General features: G+C 72.2%; 15 protein-coding genes. 7 read left to right on the top strand and 8 right to left on the bottom strand.

All coding sequences use genetic code 11. From position 1 onward, the window contains the following. Window positions 1-101 precede the first annotated feature (101 nt). On the top strand, window positions 102-1,583 hold the full coding sequence (hemG, locus tag ABZO31_RS25960) for a protoporphyrinogen oxidase (protein WP_406863694.1): 1,482 nt from the start codon (window positions 102-104) through the stop codon (window positions 1,581-1,583). A 17-nt stretch (window positions 1,584-1,600) separates the two neighbouring features. Continuing rightward, window positions 1,601-2,314 carry a hydrogen peroxide-dependent heme synthase gene (gene hemQ, locus ABZO31_RS25965; RefSeq protein ID WP_406863695.1) on the top strand — a complete coding sequence of 238 codons (714 nt, stop codon included), beginning with the start codon at window positions 1,601-1,603 and terminating at the stop codon, window positions 2,312-2,314. A 175-nt stretch (window positions 2,315-2,489) separates the two neighbouring features. Here hemQ and ABZO31_RS25970 read toward each other — a convergent pair whose 3' ends face one another. The 3 genes from ABZO31_RS25970 to ABZO31_RS25980 form a co-directional block, all read right to left on the bottom strand. Then, window positions 2,490-3,461 (bottom strand): TIGR04222 domain-containing membrane protein, encoded by a 972-nt coding sequence (locus ABZO31_RS25970; RefSeq protein WP_406863696.1) that lies wholly within the window; start codon window positions 3,459-3,461, stop codon window positions 2,490-2,492. A 5-nt stretch (window positions 3,462-3,466) separates the two neighbouring features. Beyond that, on the bottom strand, window positions 3,467-4,861 hold the full coding sequence (locus ABZO31_RS25975; RefSeq protein ID WP_406863697.1) for a DUF692 domain-containing protein: 1,395 nt from the start codon (window positions 4,859-4,861) through the stop codon (window positions 3,467-3,469). A gap of 271 nt (window positions 4,862-5,132) precedes the next feature. After that, entirely contained in the window at window positions 5,133-5,885 is a 753-nt protein-coding gene (locus tag ABZO31_RS25980) for a DUF4142 domain-containing protein (protein WP_406865474.1), read from the bottom strand. 340 nt (window positions 5,886-6,225) lie between these two features. Here ABZO31_RS25980 and ABZO31_RS25985 point away from each other — a divergent pair, with 340 nt between their 5' ends. The 4 genes from ABZO31_RS25985 to ABZO31_RS26000 all read left to right on the top strand — a co-directional run bounded on the left by ABZO31_RS25985 (window position 6,226) and on the right by ABZO31_RS26000 (window position 9,332). Further along, complete coding sequence (locus ABZO31_RS25985) at window positions 6,226-6,654, top strand: hypothetical protein (RefSeq protein WP_406863698.1); 429 nt, start codon at window positions 6,226-6,228, stop codon at window positions 6,652-6,654. 61 nt (window positions 6,655-6,715) lie between these two features. After that, entirely contained in the window at window positions 6,716-7,999 is a 1,284-nt protein-coding gene (locus ABZO31_RS25990; RefSeq protein ID WP_406863699.1) for a DUF7224 domain-containing protein, read from the top strand. 2 nt (window positions 8,000-8,001) lie between these two features. Further along, entirely contained in the window at window positions 8,002-8,589 is a 588-nt protein-coding gene (locus ABZO31_RS25995; RefSeq protein ID WP_406863700.1) for a hypothetical protein, read from the top strand. Next, window positions 8,586-9,332, top strand: a complete 747-nt coding sequence (locus ABZO31_RS26000; protein ID WP_406863701.1) for an ATP-binding cassette domain-containing protein — start codon at window positions 8,586-8,588, stop codon at window positions 9,330-9,332. Before ABZO31_RS25995 ends, ABZO31_RS26000 begins: the two co-directional genes overlap by 4 nt. Window positions 9,333-9,373: 41 nt before the next feature. Here the strand turns inward: ABZO31_RS26000 and ABZO31_RS26005 are convergent, their stop codons facing one another. Beyond that, window positions 9,374-10,108 (bottom strand): peptidyl-tRNA hydrolase, encoded by a 735-nt coding sequence (locus ABZO31_RS26005; protein WP_406863702.1) that lies wholly within the window; start codon window positions 10,106-10,108, stop codon window positions 9,374-9,376. 77 nt (window positions 10,109-10,185) lie between these two features. Here ABZO31_RS26005 and ABZO31_RS26010 point away from each other — a divergent pair, with 77 nt between their 5' ends. Next, window positions 10,186-10,863, top strand: a complete 678-nt coding sequence (locus ABZO31_RS26010) for an AIM24 family protein (RefSeq protein ID WP_406863703.1) — start codon at window positions 10,186-10,188, stop codon at window positions 10,861-10,863. Between the two features lie 41 nt (window positions 10,864-10,904). Here the strand turns inward: ABZO31_RS26010 and ABZO31_RS26015 are convergent, their stop codons facing one another. The 4 genes from ABZO31_RS26015 to ABZO31_RS26030 form a co-directional block, all read right to left on the bottom strand. Then, window positions 10,905-11,894, bottom strand: coding sequence for a polysaccharide deacetylase family protein (locus tag ABZO31_RS26015; protein ID WP_406863704.1), 990 nt, complete (start codon window positions 11,892-11,894; stop codon window positions 10,905-10,907). A 6-nt stretch (window positions 11,895-11,900) separates the two neighbouring features. Beyond that, the gene (locus tag ABZO31_RS26020) at window positions 11,901-12,827 is read right to left on the bottom strand and encodes a PPK2 family polyphosphate kinase (RefSeq protein WP_406863705.1); all 927 of its coding nucleotides are present in this window, start codon (window positions 12,825-12,827) and stop codon (window positions 11,901-11,903) included. 91 nt (window positions 12,828-12,918) lie between these two features. Continuing rightward, window positions 12,919-14,286, bottom strand: a complete 1,368-nt coding sequence (locus ABZO31_RS26025; RefSeq protein ID WP_406863706.1) for an alkaline phosphatase PhoX — start codon at window positions 14,284-14,286, stop codon at window positions 12,919-12,921. 169 nt (window positions 14,287-14,455) lie between these two features. After that, window positions 14,456-14,881, bottom strand: coding sequence for an OsmC family protein (locus ABZO31_RS26030; protein ID WP_406863707.1), 426 nt, complete (start codon window positions 14,879-14,881; stop codon window positions 14,456-14,458). Between the last annotated feature and the right edge of the window lie 29 nt (window positions 14,882-14,910).

Consider the following 14,910-nt stretch of genomic DNA (forward strand, 5'->3'; position numbering starts at 1 on the left):
CGGGTTGCCCTCTCCCGATAGCGATGCGGTCACGTTCAGGACTCGGAACGTGACCATGGGGGGCCGTCGAGGACGGTGCCGTGCTTTGAGAGAGTGGAGGCATGAACGCGGACACACGCACGGGCGCCTCCGCGCCCGCCGGCCGTCATGTCGTCGTCGTGGGCGGCGGCATCGCCGGACTGGCCGCCGCGCACCGGCTCGCCGAGGCCGGGGTGCGGGTGACGCTCCTGGAGGGCTCCGGCCGGGTCGGCGGCAAGCTGCAGGCCGGCGAGCTCGCCGGGGCACCCGTCGACCTCGGGGCCGAGTCGCTGCTCGCCCGCCGCCCGGAGGCCGTGGCCCTGGCCCGGGCCGTCGGCCTCGGCGACCGGATCCTCGCGCCCGCCACCACGACCGCCTCCGTGTGGACCCGCGACGCGCTCCGCCCGATGCCCAAGGGCCACGTCATGGGCGTCCCCGGCGACGCGGCCGCGCTGGCCGGGCTGCTCTCCTCGGAGGGCCTGCGCCGGGTCGAGCAGGATCGCGAGCTGCCGCCGGCGGAGCTCGGCGAGGACGTCGCCATCGGCGCGTACGTCGCCGAGCGCATGGGCCGCGAGGTCGTCGACCGGCTCGTAGAACCGCTCCTCGGCGGGGTGTACGCGGGCGACGCGTACCGGATCTCCATGCGGGCCGCCGTGCCGAAGCTCTTCGACGAGGCCCGCGCCCACGGCACCCTCACCGACGCCGTCCGCGCCGTCCAGCGGGCCGGCGCGGCCACCCCGGCCGACGTCGCGGGCGCGGCGACCGGCCTGGGCGGCGCCGCCTTCGCCGGCCTCGCCGGCGGCATCGGCCTGCTGCCCGGCGCGGTCGCCGACGCGATCCTCGCCGCCGGCGGCGAGATCCGCACCCACGCCCCGGTCACCGAACTCCGCCGCGTCCAGGACGGCGACGCCGCCCGGTGGCGGATCGTCGCCGCCGACGAGGTCCTGCACGCCGACGGTGTCGTCCTCGCCGCCCCCGCCTGGGCCGCCGCCGAACTGCTCGCCGCCGAGTCGCCGGCCGCGTCCGCCGAGCTCGGCGCGGTCGAGTACGCCTCCATGGCCCTGGTCACCCTCGCCTTCCGGCGCGCCGACGTCACCGGCCTGCCCGGCTCCGGCTTCCTCGTGCCGCCGGTCGACGGCCGCGCCATCAAGGCGTCCACGTTCTCCAGCCAGAAGTGGAGCTGGGTCGCCGACGGCGCCCCCGACCTCTTCCTCCTGCGCACCTCCCTCGGCCGGCACGGCGAGGAGGAACAGCTCGACCGTGACGACGCCGAGCTCGTCGACGCCTCCCGCACCGACCTGCGCACCGCCGTCGGGCTCACCGCCGCGCCGGTCGCCACCACCGTGACCCGCTGGATCGGCGGCCTGCCGCAGTACCCCGTCGGCCATCTCGCCCGCGTCGCCCGGATCCGCGCGGCCGTCGCCGAGCTGCCGGGACTGCGGGTGGCGGGCGCGGTGTACGACGGCGTCGGCATCCCCGCCTGCATCGCCTCCGCCCGCCGCGCCGCGGACGAGATCATCGCCACGTCCGAAACGGCACACCCCGGTGCAGGGCACTGTCCGTGACGGGCGAGAATGGACGCATGAGTGCGCCCGAAAAGATCCCGAACGCCGGTAAGAAGGCGAAGGACCTCAACGAGGTCATCCGCTACACCCTGTGGTCCGTCTTCAAGCTGCGCGACGTTCTTCCCGAGGACCGGAGCGGCTACGCCGACGAGGTCCAGGAGCTGTTCGACCAGCTCGCCGCCAAGGACATCACGATCCGCGGCACGTACGACCTGTCCGGTCTGCGCGCCGACGCCGACGTCATGATCTGGTGGCACGCCGAGACCGCGGACGAGCTGCAGGAGGCGTACAACCTCTTCCGCCGCACCCGGCTCGGGCGCGCTCTGGAGCCGGTGTGGTCGAACATGGCCCTGCACCGCCCGGCCGAGTTCAACAAGTCGCACATCCCGGCCTTCCTGGCCGACGAGACCCCGCGCGACTACGTCTCGGTCTACCCCTTCGTGCGCTCCTACGACTGGTACCTGCTGCCGGACGAGGACCGCCGCCGCATGCTGGCGGACCACGGCAAGATGGCCCGTGGCTATCCGGACGTGCGGGCCAACACGGTCGCCTCGTTCTCGCTCGGCGACTACGAGTGGATCCTGGCCTTCGAGGCCGACGAGCTGCACCGGATCGTCGACCTGATGCGCCACCTGCGCGCCTCGGAGGCGCGGATGCACGTGCGCGAGGAAGTGCCGTTCTACACCGGCCGCCGCAAGAGCGTGGCCGAACTGGTGGCGGGCCTGGCCTGACCGTCGTACGAACCTGGTGGCGGCCCGGCTCCCAGCCGGGCCGCCGCCCGTTGACCCGGAAGATCAGACGGCGGACGGGGCATCGTCCACCGCTCCAGCGACACCGGGTCCGGCTCCGGGTGCGGCGCGCAGTTCACTGCGCGTCGCACCCGCCGTCATTTCCGGGTTCTCCTTCTCAGCTGGAGCTGCCGCAGCTGGAGCCGCTGCTCGACGAACAGCTCGAACTGCTGGACGAGGACGAGCAGGACGAGCTGCTGGAGGAGCAGGTCGAGCCGCTGGAGCAGGCGGAGCCGCCGTCGCCCCCGCCGCCTCCGCAGCCGCCTCCGCCGCCGCTGATCCCCGCGCACCAGACGGTGGCCGCGTAGGCGGCGTCGTCCGAGGAGCTGCCGCGGTGCGCCGGTGTCCGGGGCATCCGGGCCGCGGTGATCAGCTGCGCCTGGAGGTCCGGGTCCGGCAGCGCGCCGAGGCCGCGCAGCGCGACCAGGTACCCGGCGTCGGTCCGGTACGGGAACTGCTGCCGGTAGGAGAGGAGCGCGCGGTGACCGGCCGCGGTCACCCGGCCCGCGGCGATCGCCCCGCAGATCAGCGCGCTGACGATGCCGATGCCCAGGGCGGGGATCACCTTCACGATGAACGGCAGCGGCGCGTCCGTGCCGGTGTCGAGGACGATGAAGGTGACGAGCAGCGAGACGAAGATCATCACGAACGAGCCGAAGCCCTGGATCATCGCCCAGCGGACCACGCGCCTGCGTTCGGCGGGCGCGACCAGCAGCCGGCGGGCGGCCAGTCGGTTGCCGATCTCCTGGACCGACGGGTGCCGCATCACCGCGAGCCGCAGGGTGTGCAGCGCGCCGTGCGGGGCGGCGGCCAGCTCGGCGAGGACGGCCTGTTCGACGGGGTGCCGGGGGCCGGGGCCGAGCGGGACGACGATGCCGGGGCCGCCGATGCCGATGAGGCCGTCGGCGTGCATGGTGGCCAGCACGGAGTCGACCACACGGGCCGGGCCGCCCTGGACGAAGGCCGCCTCCGGGAGGTCGTGCAGCGGACCGCCGGGGCCGCCGCGGGCGTTCGAGAGCCGGACGATCAGCAGGACGACGCTGGTCGCGACGGCGAGGTAGACGAGTACGGCGAGTGCGTTGGCGGCCATGACGGTCACCTTCCTGCCAGGACGGAGCGGGCGGCGCGGACGAGCCGGGCGGCCCGGCCCGGCGGGCGGGCCCCCACCCGGTCCTGCCACCAGTGGGTGAGCCTGCGGCGGGCCTCCTGGTCGGAGGGGCGGCCGGCGACCAGCAGGTGCTCGGCGAAGTCGAGCGCCTCGCGGCGGTAGCTGCCGGGCATCGGCCGGGAGGCCGCGTACGCGAAGAACGCAGGGCGGTACTCGGCCCCGAGGATCTCCTTCAGCTCGGGCGCGACCTTGGCGACGACGGCCGCCCGCTTGGCGATCAGGGCCCGGCTCTGCACCCTCAGGCGCCGCGCGTCGAAGCCCTCCGGCGCGGGCGTCCCGGCGACCAGCGCCGACAGCAGCGCCGCCTGCGCGAGCCCGACCCGCTCCCGCGCGCCGGGGCGCGGCGCGGGTCGGGCGGCGGGGGCGACGTCGTCGGGCGTGATGTCGGGAGTGACGTCGTCGGGCGCGGTGTCGGCCGGTGCGGGCATCGGTCCGCCGGAGACGCGGGCGCCCGCGCCCACCAGGAGCGGGCGGTGCGCGTCCTGGGTCCGGCGGGCCGTCGCCGTGCGAACCGTCTCCGCGATCCCCGTCAGCTCCGAGGCCAGCTCCTGCGCCGGGGGGAAGTCGTCGTCCCGCTCCAGCAGGACGCCCGGCGGGGAGATCCGGGAGGCCAGGTCCGCGAGCACGTCGAGGACCTGACGGGGGACCGGGTGGGCGTGGGTGTCGTGCCAGACGCCGTCGCGCTCCTCGCCGCCCGCGACATGCACGTACGCGATCGCCTCCACCGGCAGCTCGGCGAGCGCCCGCGCCGGGTCCTCGCCGCGGTTGACGTGGTTGGTGTGCAGGTTGGCGACGTCGATGAGGAGCCGTACCCCCGTACGCTCCACCAGCTCCGCCAGGAACCGCCCCTCGGACAGCTCCTCGCCCGGCCAGGAGACCAGCGCCGCGATGTTCTCGAGGGCCAGCGGGACCGGCAGCGCCTCCTGCGCGATGCGGACGTTCTCGCACAGCACGTCGAGGGCGTCCCAGGTGCGCGGTACGGGCAGCAGGTGGCCCGCCTCCAGGGCGGGGCTCGCAGTGAGCGGCCCGCCGGCGCGGACGAACGCGATGTGCTCGGTGACCAGCGGCGAGCCGAGCGCCTCCGCCTTGGCCGCCAGTTCGGCGAGCCGCGCCGGGTCCGGGCGGTCCGCGCCGCCCAGGCCGAGCGAGACGCCGTGCGGGACGACCCGGACGCCGCGCTCGCGGAGCCGCGTCAGCGAGTCGGGGAGGTGCCCGGCGCAGATGTTCTCGGCCACCACCTCCACCCAGTCCACGCCGGGCAGTTCCTCCACCGCCTGCGCGATCTCCGGCCGCCAGCCGATGCCGATGCCGAGTTCCGCCATGTTCCCCCTCCTTCGGTCCCTGAGCTGATGGCCCCGCGGCGCGGGTTCGAATCCAGGGAGGGGGACGTTCAGAGGTTGATTTGAGGTTTCGGCCGGACCGGCGCGGCCTAGGGGGTGTCTGACAATTCCCCGCGGCGTCGCGACGCCCGGCACGCACGCTCGCCGCGTTGCCGAAAAGCCCTAGTAGCTCCGCTACGAGGGCTCTCCGGCGCCTTGCGATCGCACGCACCGGACGCCGCTCCTTCTTCCACGGGGAATTGTCAGACACCCCCTAGGGCCGGTCGGTGTTGATGACCGGTCCCGGCACCGGCCGCGAGGTGAACGACTGGTCCTCGCCGGTCGGGACGGCGGGCGTCGGCGCGGGCGGCAGGTTGCCGTTCGGCGGCGGCGGACCGGACGGGCTGGCCGTCTTGCGGCCGGCGGCCTCGTTGGCGATCGCGTCGAAGTCGACCAGGCCGGTGGCCTCCAGCATCGTGATGTGGTCGAGGACGGTCTGGTTCGCGTCGCTGGCCAGCTGACGTATCAGGGTGTTGCGGGTGGTGTGCCGGACCTCGGCGACCAGCGCGAAGACCTTGCCGTGCGCGTTGCGGAGCAGGTTCGCGAACTTGCGCTCGTACTCCTCGCCGCTCGCCGCGGACAGCTCGCGCAGCCAGCCCTGCTGCTGCTCGTTCGCCTGGTTCGGCAGCTCGACGCCCAGCTTGGCCGCGACGTCCCGGGCCCGCCGGTCGAGGTCGGCGTGACCGACCACGAGGTGGTCGCCGGCGTCCCGTATGGCCTGGCTCGGCGCCCGCTCGATGGCCTGCTGCCCGGCCGGCAGCTCCCACAGTCCCGCCAGCCGCACCTTGATCAGGAAGTCCCGGTCGGTGGCGGACAGCGGCCCCCACTGCGTGGCCACGGAGGAGGCGGCCAGATTGGCCTCGCCTGTGCCGGAACGGTCGGCATAGGTCCACACGGGGAACGCGAGCGCGCCGACCGTGGCGACCAGGGCCGCGATGATGAGAGCCGTTCCGTTGACGCGTTGCAACACTGTGGCGTGCCTCCCGGGGTGAGTCCAACACCGCAGACTGAACCGCCAACCGCCCGGAGGTTCAACCCGCTTGCCGATATGGGGAGGTACGTACGCCCCGGGCCCCGCGTTCAGCCTCCGCAGGACGAACCTCGGCCGACCGGATGCAGCGCAATCGTCCAAAGTTCAATCATCATTCCACGCCGGACGCCACCAAAAGGGCCGAACGGGGCGTAAGGGGAGGGCGTTCGATATTGGCTTCCCATCCCTGGATGATCACTGCTACTGTCGATCGACTTTTCGATTTTCGGACCGGGGGAGCCTCGGTAATCGGAAAGGTATTGGGGAGGGGATTCCGTTGGCAGGAAATCGTCTGCGCAAGGCGGGTTTCGTCGTCGGAGCTGCTGCGGCTTTCACGCTCGCCGCATCTACGGGTGCCTGGGCGAACTGGACCGCGAACGGTTGGGTGGGAAACGAGGGGAAGCTCTCCCAGCAGTGGGTTGACGAGTCGTACAACGAGATCAACTTCACCGGCTGCAAGGACGTTTACGGTCGGACCAGCGTGGATGTGGCGCTGTGGCAGCAGATAGACTGGGGGTCTGACAAGAAGCACGACACCTCCACGCTCACCAACTGTTTCAAGGGCTCGGGCTACAAGAGCACCGCCACTGAGACGGGTCTGCCGTACGACAGCTACTACTTCGAAATCGACAAGATCGGTTCGGGGTGCATTTCTTGCGCTGTCGCCGTTAACACGGTCAACGTGGACACCACTCAGGCGGACTGATCCTGCCGGGCCTCCGCGCGTTCTGCGCGGAGGCCCGGATTTGCTCTCCATAAGAGGCCTCATGCGAATTTCCACCTCTCTCCGCACGCATCCCGCCGTGCTGGCCATGCCTTTTATCGGCCTCTTCTTCGGCTACATCTTTTTCACGAGCACCCGGCATATCGAGCAGCTCATCACCCTGCCCTGGGCGGTGCAGGCGGCGTCGTACGCGGTGCATGCCCCCGTTCCGATGGCCGCCGCGGCCGCGGCGGGGCTGAGTGCCGTGGAGGCGACCCGGCTCAAGGCGCTGGGGACCTGGGAGTTGGGTGCCGCCCAGCCCACGTGGCGCATCGCGGTGCGACCCGTGCTCATCACCGTGGTGACCCTGTCGACGCTGACCGCCGGAGTCATGGCGGGCGGGCTCTGGGTGGTCGGCGTCCTGCCCGACCTGTACGTCCTGCAGCTCATGGCCATCGTGGTCGTCCTGCTCACCGCGCACGCGGTCATCGGATTCGTCATCGGCCGCCGGCTCCACGCGCTGTACTCCGCGCCGCTCCTGTCGGTGGCGGTCTTCGTGGGCATCAGCTTCCCGCTGGGTACGGACGCCTTCTGGGCGCACCACATCAGCGGATCGATCGAGTGGGTGGGATTCGGCGAGGCGTACTCGCCGGCCATGACGGTGGCCGTGCTCCTGCCCACCGTCTGCCTGGCCCTCGCCTGCGTCGTCCTGGCGGGGCCGAGCCGCGTCCGGATCCCCTCCGTCGGCCTGTCCCTCGTCCTCGCGGTCGGCGGCCTGCTCGGCGCCTACAGCATCACCATGGACTGGCGCTCGATGCCGCCGACCTCCACGGGCCTGGCTCCGGTCACCTGTGAAGGAAAGCGGCCCGAGGTCTGCCTGCCGGAGGCCGGCGCCGATCACCTCGGTGACGTCCAGGCCGAACTCGCGCGGATGACGGGCCGGCTGGAGGCCAAGGGCATCGTCGACCGGCAGCCCCGGCGTATCACCGACGCCGCCGTGGCGGACGATCCGCGGATCGACACCGACGGAGAGGACTGGACACTCGCCCTCGCACCGGGCGACGCCAGCCAGGTCCTTCGCGAGAACATCGCCATCTCCGTGGTCGGCATGCCCTGCGAGCAGCCGGACTGGAACGTTCTCCACTACAACACCCTCTGGGCGGCCCGGACCATCGGCGTCGAGAACGACTATCTGGCATGGCTCTCCCGGGAGACCAAGGGGTTCAGCCAGGGGCAGACCAAGGCTCAGCTCCTGACCGAGACGGCCCGGGTGAGCAAGCTGCCCCCGCAGGAGCAGAAGGCCTGGTACGCGCAGCAGCTCCGGTCCGCCTGCCGGGCAGGTCGCTGAACATGATCTGGTGGCTGCGCCAGCGAGGCGCCTTCGGACTGCTGCCCGGTGCCCTGCTCGCCTTCGTCCTGGGTGTCGTCATGACCGGCGGTGTGGAGCTCGTCTTCCCCGCCTTCATCGGGCACTACGCGATGGTGACGGAGCTCAGCAACTTCGTCTCCCTCGTCCCGAGCGTCTGCCTGATCGCCTGCCTCGAGAGGCGGATGCCCGGTGTGGAGCGCTCCGCCGTCCGCCGGATCGACGCGCGCGACATCATGCTGGTGTCCGCCTTCGCGCTCCTCGCGTCGGCGGTGGCCGCCGGAATGTCCCTCGTGGGTTCCGAGGCCACGCTGACCGCCGCGCGGAACAACCTGCTCTTCTGCGGACTCGCCCTGGGCGTCTGGCCCCTGACGGGGCACCGCGCGCCCCTGCTCCCCGTCTTCTGGATGATCCAGGCCATGTTCGTCGGCGGCCGCAGCCGCGACGACCCGTACCCCTGGGTGATCGTCACCGAGGCGGCCGACGTCACTCACGCCTCCGTGGGGGCCGCCGCCGTCTTCCTGGCCGGGATTCTCTCGCTCATGTGCCTCGCACCAAGGACCGACCGATGACTCTGCTGCTCAACCACGTCTCCTTCCGCTACCGCCGCTGGGAGCGCCCGGTTCTCCGCGACTTCAGCTACGAGGTCCCCGGCGAAGGTCTGACGATCCTGCTCGGCCCCAACGGAGCGGGCAAATCGACCACGATGTCGCTTCTGGCCGGAACCGCGGTACCCCTGGCCGGCCGCGTCCGCTTCAAGGACTCGGACCTCACCTCCGCCAGCCGCGAGTACCGCCGCCACGTGGCCTGGCTGCCCCAGCGGGTGCCGACGTCACGCCAGTTGACCGCCCGCGAGTACGTGGCGTACGTGGCCTGGCTGAAGGGCGAGGACCGCACCGGCGCATGGGAACGCGCCGGAAAGGTCCTCGACCAGGTGGGCCTCGCGGAGCAGAGCGGCCGGAAGACGGCCAAGCTCTCCGGAGGCCAGCTCCGCCGGGTCGGCATCGCCTGCGCCCTTGCCCATGACGCGCGGGTGATCCTCCTCGACGAGCCCACCGCCGGCCTGGACCCCCACCAGCGCACGGTGTTCCGGGACGTGGTGCGGGAGGTCGCCGCCCGGGTCCCGGTGCTGATGTCCACGCACGACATCGCCGACCTGGCCGACGAGGCGAACACCGTCTCCCTCATGGACCAGGGGCGCATCCTCCACCACGGCGGAACCCGGAGCTTCCTGGACCACGCACGCGACGACGCCGCTCCCGCCCGCCGGGCCGAGTCCGCGTACTCCGTCCTCATGGGGCTCGACGGCAGCTAGCTGACCGAGCCGGCCGGCGACCGGTCCCGCAGACCCGGAGGTCAGCCCCGCAGGCCCGGGAAGTCGCCCGCCACCGTGTACGAGCCGGGCGCGATCTCCGTGAAGCCCGCGTCGCGGACGACCGGCAGGTCGCCTGTGGTGAGCTCGGCCCAGCGTTCGGCGGACGGGGCGGTGCGGACCGACAGGGGGAAGCCGGCCTCGCGCCAGGACGTGCGCTGCGCGTCCGACAGGCGCCACCAGACGAGCTGCGCGCCGTGCCCGGCCTGGGCCATCGTCTTGCCCGCCGACATGCCGAGCTCCGGGTTGAGCCAGAGCACGGGCGTGCCTTCCGCCGGCTCCGACGGTGCGGCCGGGTCGTCGAGTTCGGTACCGGAGACCTGGAGCTTGACCAGGTCCTTGGGCCAGCCGTCCAGGGGGACCGGCGGGAAGACCCGTACCTCGGCGCGCTCCCCGGTCACCGTGATGCCCGGCAGCGCGGAGGCGCGCCGCCACTCCGCGCCGCGGGCGCGGCGCACCACCTTGCGGATCCGGGCGTCCTGCCAGTCGCGGATCGCCTCCGCCCACTCGCCGTCGCCGTTCGACCGCTCGTCCGCGAGGATCTCCAGGACGGCGCGGGCCGCGGTCTCCAGCGCGTCGGTACGGGCCGGGGGGTCGGCCTTCTCGATGTGGACGACGAGCGGCAGCACGAACTGCGGGGCGTCATCGCGGGGATCGGCAGGGGGCCGTGCGGGGGTGTTCGAGGTGTCGTCGCTGCTCACGGAGGCCCAGTCTGCCATCACCGGGATCTTCGGCCCGATCGTTCTCCACAGGGGGGCTTTGCCGGAACTGAGTATTCCGGGTCAGGATGCCCGACATGAAGAGCGATCTCTTTGCAGCAGACAATCTGGCGACGCAGGCCACCGCACCCGGCATGACCCTGCAGAACGCCAAGTCCGTCAAGTACGCGGTGAACGGCGAGATGCACGCCCGGCAGGGCGCGATGATCGCGTTCCGCGGCAATCTGCAGTTCGAGCGCAAGGGGCAGGGCATCGGCGGCATGCTCAAGCGCGCCGTCACCGGTGAGGGCCTGCCGCTGATGGCGGTGCGCGGCCAGGGCGAGGCCTGGTTCGCGCACGAGGCGCAGAACTGCTTCATCGTCGAGATGGAGCAGGGCGACGCGCTCACCGTCAACGGCCGCAACGTGCTCTGCTTCGACGCCACCCTCTCCTACGAGATACGCACGGTGAAGGGCGCCGGCATGACCGGCGGCGGGCTGTTCAACAGCCTCTTCACCGGCTACGGCAAGCTGGCGCTGGTCTGCGAGGGCAGCCCGATCGTCATCCCCGTCGCCCCGCACGCCCCGGTCTTCGTCGACACGGACGCGGTGGTCGGCTGGAGCGCGTCGCTCAACACCTCGCTCCACCGCTCCCAGTCGATCGGCTCGATGATCCGCGGCGGCTCGGGCGAGGCGGTCCAGCTGCGCCTGGACGGCGAGGGCTTCGTCGTCGTCCGCCCGAGCGAGCTGACCCCGCAGAAGCACGCGGCCAACTAGCCCCCGTCAGCCGGACCCCGCCCGTCGGCTCCGTCCTGCCGTCAGGTCCGCGCCCCGGCCATCAGCTCCGAGACCTTCACGAAGCGGTAGCCGCGGGCGCGCAGTTCGGGCACGATGCGGCGGATCGCCCGCTCGGTGACCGGGGCCGCGCTGCGCGTGCAGTGCATGACCACCAGGGAGCCGGGCTTCACGCCCGCCAGGACCTGCTCGGCGACGGCGTCGCCGTCCTTCGCGAAGGCGTCCCCGCTGACCACGTCCCACTGCACCGCGGTCACCTTCGCCGGGGCGAGGGCGCGCAGCGCGTCGTCGTCGTAGCAGCCGCCGGGGAAGCGGAAGTACGGCACCACGTTGCGCGCCCCGGCCCGCCGGAACGCGTCGAACGCCCGGCGCACGTCGGCCGCCATGTCGCCGCGCGCCACCGTCGGCAGCCCGTAACAGGGCGCGGCGAAGGCGTAGTGGCTGTAGGAGTGGTTGGCGATCTCGAAGAGCGGATCGGTGCCGATGGACCGGGCCTGGTCGGGGTACTCCTCCGCCCAGCGGCCGGTCATGAAGACCGTGGCGTCCACCTTCAGCCGGCGCAGGGTGGCGATGAGCTGTGGGTTGTCGAAGTGCTCGCCGCGGGCGGCGCGCGGTCCCTGGTCGGCCGTCATGTCGGCGTCGAAGGTGAGCGCGACGACCTTGCCGGACGAGGCGGCGCCCCGTTCGAACACCGCCGTGCGGCCGCCGGGGCCGGGGGCGATCGTCGGCGGCGCCTGGCGCGCCGCCGTCCCCGGTCCGGGCGCGGCGCTCGCGGAGGGCGCGGACGGGGAGGGCTTCCCAGCAGGCGCGGGGACGGGAGGCTTCGCCGGGGACGCGGACACGGGCGGGCGTGCCTTGGTGCCGGAACTCGCACCGGCACCGGTGCCTCCGCCGTCGTCCGTGCCGCAGCCGACGAGCGTAGCCGCCAGCACGGCCCCCAGAACTGCCCCCGAAACGGCACGTGCCGTCAGTCTTCGTACAGAGATGGTCACGACCGGAAAATATCCGATCATCACCTCTCACTTGCGACCCGACACCTCGGGCAACCGGGCGGGGGGCTCGACCAGGCTGTCGAGCAGCAGCTGCTTCCGCGACGCCGCCACGTCGAAACTCCCGGGTGGATACGCCGGGTCCAGCGCCTCCAGATGTTCGAGCAGCAGCGTGCTGACGGCCCAGTTCCGGTACCACTTGCGGTCGGCCGGGACCAGGAACCAGGGCGCCTCCTCGGTCGAGCAGCGCTCCAGGGCGAGCTCGTACGCCTCCTGGTACTGCGGCCAGAGCACCCGCTCCTCGATGTCGCCCGGGCTGAACTTCCAGTGCTTGTCCGGGTTGTCCAGCCGCTCCAGGAGCCGGCGGCGCTGCTCCTCGTACGAGATGTGCAGGAAGACCTTGACGAGGGTGACCCCGTCCTCCGCCAGCGCCTCCTCGAAGCGGTTGATCTGCTCGTACCGACGGTCGAGCACCGGCCGCGGAGCCAGCCCGTGGACCCGGGCGATCAGCACGTCCTCGTACTGCGAGCGGTCGAAGATGCCGATCTCGCCGGGCCGTGGCACCGCCTGCATGACGCGCCAGAGGAAGACGTGGTTCAGCTCCTCCTGCGTGGGTGCCTTGAAGGCCTTGATCCGGCAGCCGGACGGGTTGAAGAAGCCGATCACGTGCTTGACCGTGCCGCCCTTGCCGCTGGTGTCCATGCCCTGCAGTACCAGGAGCAGCCGCCGGCGGTCGCCCGCCGTGCTCGCCGCGAACAGCCGCTCCTGCAGCCCGGCGAGACGCGGGCCCATCGCGGCCGTCGCCGCGAGCCCCGCAGCCTTGTCGCGCGGGCCGCCCGGCGTGGCGGAGGCGTCGTACACGGAGAGGTCGACCCGGGAGCCCGGCGGGACCCGCAGCAGCTCGCTCAGGCCCCTGTCCTTCTTCGGCGGCTTCCTCGCCGCCGGCTTCTTCGCCACCGTGTGCCCCTTCCGGTCCGCTTTCTCGATCCTGCGACGGAACCGCCGGGCCCGCGACCGCGAGCCCGGCGGACGGATCAGGAAGGAGGCGTCAGCGCCAGGGGCCGGTGACGGCGAAGGTCGTGCCGGGCGTGTAGCAGTTCACGTACATCGTCCGGCCGTCCGGCGAGAAGGCGACCCCCGCGAACTCGCCCCACTCCGGGGCATCGGGGGTGCCGATGTTGTTCGCCCCGCGGGCCACCGCGTAGACCTGGCCGCGCCGGTTCACGCCGTACACGTGCTGCGCGCCCTCGCCGTCCTCGCAGACCATCAGCCCGCCGGTCGGCGCGAGACAGATGTTGTCGGGGGACTCGCCCGGCAACTGGATGTCCGTGCTCGGCCCGAACACCACGACCAGGGTGAGCCGGCGGCGGTGCGGCTCGTACTTCCACACCTGGCCGTAGTGCGTCGCGGCCGAGCCGTCCCTGGCGCGGGCGAAGCTGGACACGAAGTACACGGCGCCGCCGCCCCAGTAGCAGCCCTCCAGCTTCTGCGCGTGGGTGATGCCCTTCGGGCCGAAGTCCTGCAGCCGGATCGGGGTCTCGACGGCCTGCGGATCGGGTACGGGTACCCACTCGACGCCCTCGAACCGCGCACCGGTCTCCTGGATCGCCGACAGGTCCGGCACCCCCGGCACCCGCATGGCCTCCAGCGTGCCGCCGGCCCGCAGGGAGCCCGTACCGCCCAGCGGCCGCTCCGGCAGGAAGCGGTAGAAGAGCCCGAACGGGTGCTGGAACGCGTCCTCCGTCTCGTACACGATGCCGCTCTCGGGGTCGACGGCGATCGCCTCGTGCTGGAAGCGGCCCATCGCGGTGAGCGGGACCGCGCCGGTGCGGTGCGAGTCGGCCGGGTCGACCTCGAAGATGAAGCCGTGGTCCTTGGCGTAGCCGTTCGTGCCGGCCTTGTCCTCGGTCTCCTCGCAGGTCAGCCAGGTTCGCCAAGGAGTGGGCCCGCCCGCGCAGTTGACGGCGGTGCCGGCGATCGCCACCCGCTCGTCGAGCACGTTGTTCCGGCCGTCGAGGGTGAGCGCCGTGCAGCCGCCCTTGGCGGCCGGGTCGTAGGTCAGGCCCTTCACCGTCGGCACGCCGATTCTGGCGGTGGACCGGTTCTCGTGGTTGCGGACGAGATGGACGCGGCCGCGGCGGCCGGGCAGGGCGGTCATGCCGTCGTGGTTGCTCGGGACCGGCCCCTCGCCGGAGCGGAGCGGGTCGCCCTCGCGGGAGAGGACCGCGTACCGGAAGCCCTTCGGCAGGTCGAGCAGCCCGGCCGGGTCGGGGACGAGGGGGCCGTAGCCGGCGGCGGGGGAGTGGCCGCGGGCGGCGGCGGTGCCGGCGAACAGCTCGGCGAACGCACCGGAGAAGGCGATGCCGGCGACGGCCGCGCCGGTGCGGGAGAGGATCTGACGTCGTGTTGCGGACATGAGGCAACTACCCACTTCCTCTGGGGGCACCCCCTGGACGAAGCCTTGGGGGAGGACAGGCAGACGTGGTTCGTGTGACGTGTGACCCGCATGTGTGTACCACGCACGGTGGTGACACGTGAACCATGCGGGTCCACGTCGCCTCAAGTGACGGACGAGCAGCCGGAGATCAGGCGAGTTCGGCGGTCAGCGTGATCGTCACGCCGGTGAGGGCCTGGCTCACCGGGCAGTTCTTCTTGGCGTCCTCGGCCAGCGACTGGAACTGGTCCGCGTCCAGACCGGGGACCTCGCCCCGCACCGTCAGGTGACTGGTGGTGATGCCCGTGCCCGGCACGAACGTGACGTCGGCCTTGGTCTCCAGACGGGTCGGCGCGTTGCCGGCCTTGGCCAGGATGTTGGAGAACGCCATGTTGAAGCACGAGGAGTGCGCGGCGGCGATCAGCTCTTCCGGGCTGGTCTTGCCGTTCGGCTCCTCGGTGCGGGCGGGCCAGGACACGTCGTACGAGCCGAGGCCGGAGGAGTCGAGGGAGACGACGCCCTTGCCCTTGAGGAGGTCGCCCTCCCAGACGGCGTGAGCGCTGCGCGTTGCGGCCATGGTGGATCCCTTTCGATCGGGTATGGCCC

Source organism: Streptomyces solicamelliae, from assembly GCF_045348655.1.
GTDB lineage: Bacteria > Actinomycetota > Actinomycetes > Streptomycetales > Streptomycetaceae > Streptomyces > Streptomyces solicamelliae.

What these genes read in the sequence shown, in the direction of transcription:
- hemG (WP_406863694.1), top strand. Translation starts at nt 102, where the DNA reads ATGAACGCGGACACACGCACGGGCGCCTCCGCGCCCGCCGGCCGTCAT.
- hemQ (WP_406863695.1), top strand. Translation starts at nt 1,601, where the DNA reads ATGAGTGCGCCCGAAAAGATCCCGAACGCCGGTAAGAAGGCGAAGGAC.
- ABZO31_RS25970 (WP_406863696.1), bottom strand. Translation starts at nt 3,461, where the DNA reads ATGGCCGCCAACGCACTCGCCGTACTCGTCTACCTCGCCGTCGCGACC.
- ABZO31_RS25975 (WP_406863697.1), bottom strand. Translation starts at nt 4,861, where the DNA reads ATGGCGGAACTCGGCATCGGCATCGGCTGGCGGCCGGAGATCGCGCAG.
- ABZO31_RS25990 (WP_406863699.1), top strand. Translation starts at nt 6,716, where the DNA reads ATGCGAATTTCCACCTCTCTCCGCACGCATCCCGCCGTGCTGGCCATG.
- ABZO31_RS25995 (WP_406863700.1), top strand. Translation starts at nt 8,002, where the DNA reads ATGATCTGGTGGCTGCGCCAGCGAGGCGCCTTCGGACTGCTGCCCGGT.
- ABZO31_RS26000 (WP_406863701.1), top strand. Translation starts at nt 8,586, where the DNA reads ATGACTCTGCTGCTCAACCACGTCTCCTTCCGCTACCGCCGCTGGGAG.
- ABZO31_RS26005 (WP_406863702.1), bottom strand. Translation starts at nt 10,108, where the DNA reads ATGGCAGACTGGGCCTCCGTGAGCAGCGACGACACCTCGAACACCCCC.
- ABZO31_RS26010 (WP_406863703.1), top strand. Translation starts at nt 10,186, where the DNA reads ATGAAGAGCGATCTCTTTGCAGCAGACAATCTGGCGACGCAGGCCACC.
- ABZO31_RS26015 (WP_406863704.1), bottom strand. Translation starts at nt 11,894, where the DNA reads ATGATCGGATATTTTCCGGTCGTGACCATCTCTGTACGAAGACTGACG.
- ABZO31_RS26025 (WP_406863706.1), bottom strand. Translation starts at nt 14,286, where the DNA reads ATGTCCGCAACACGACGTCAGATCCTCTCCCGCACCGGCGCGGCCGTC.
- ABZO31_RS26030 (WP_406863707.1), bottom strand. Translation starts at nt 14,881, where the DNA reads ATGGCCGCAACGCGCAGCGCTCACGCCGTCTGGGAGGGCGACCTCCTC.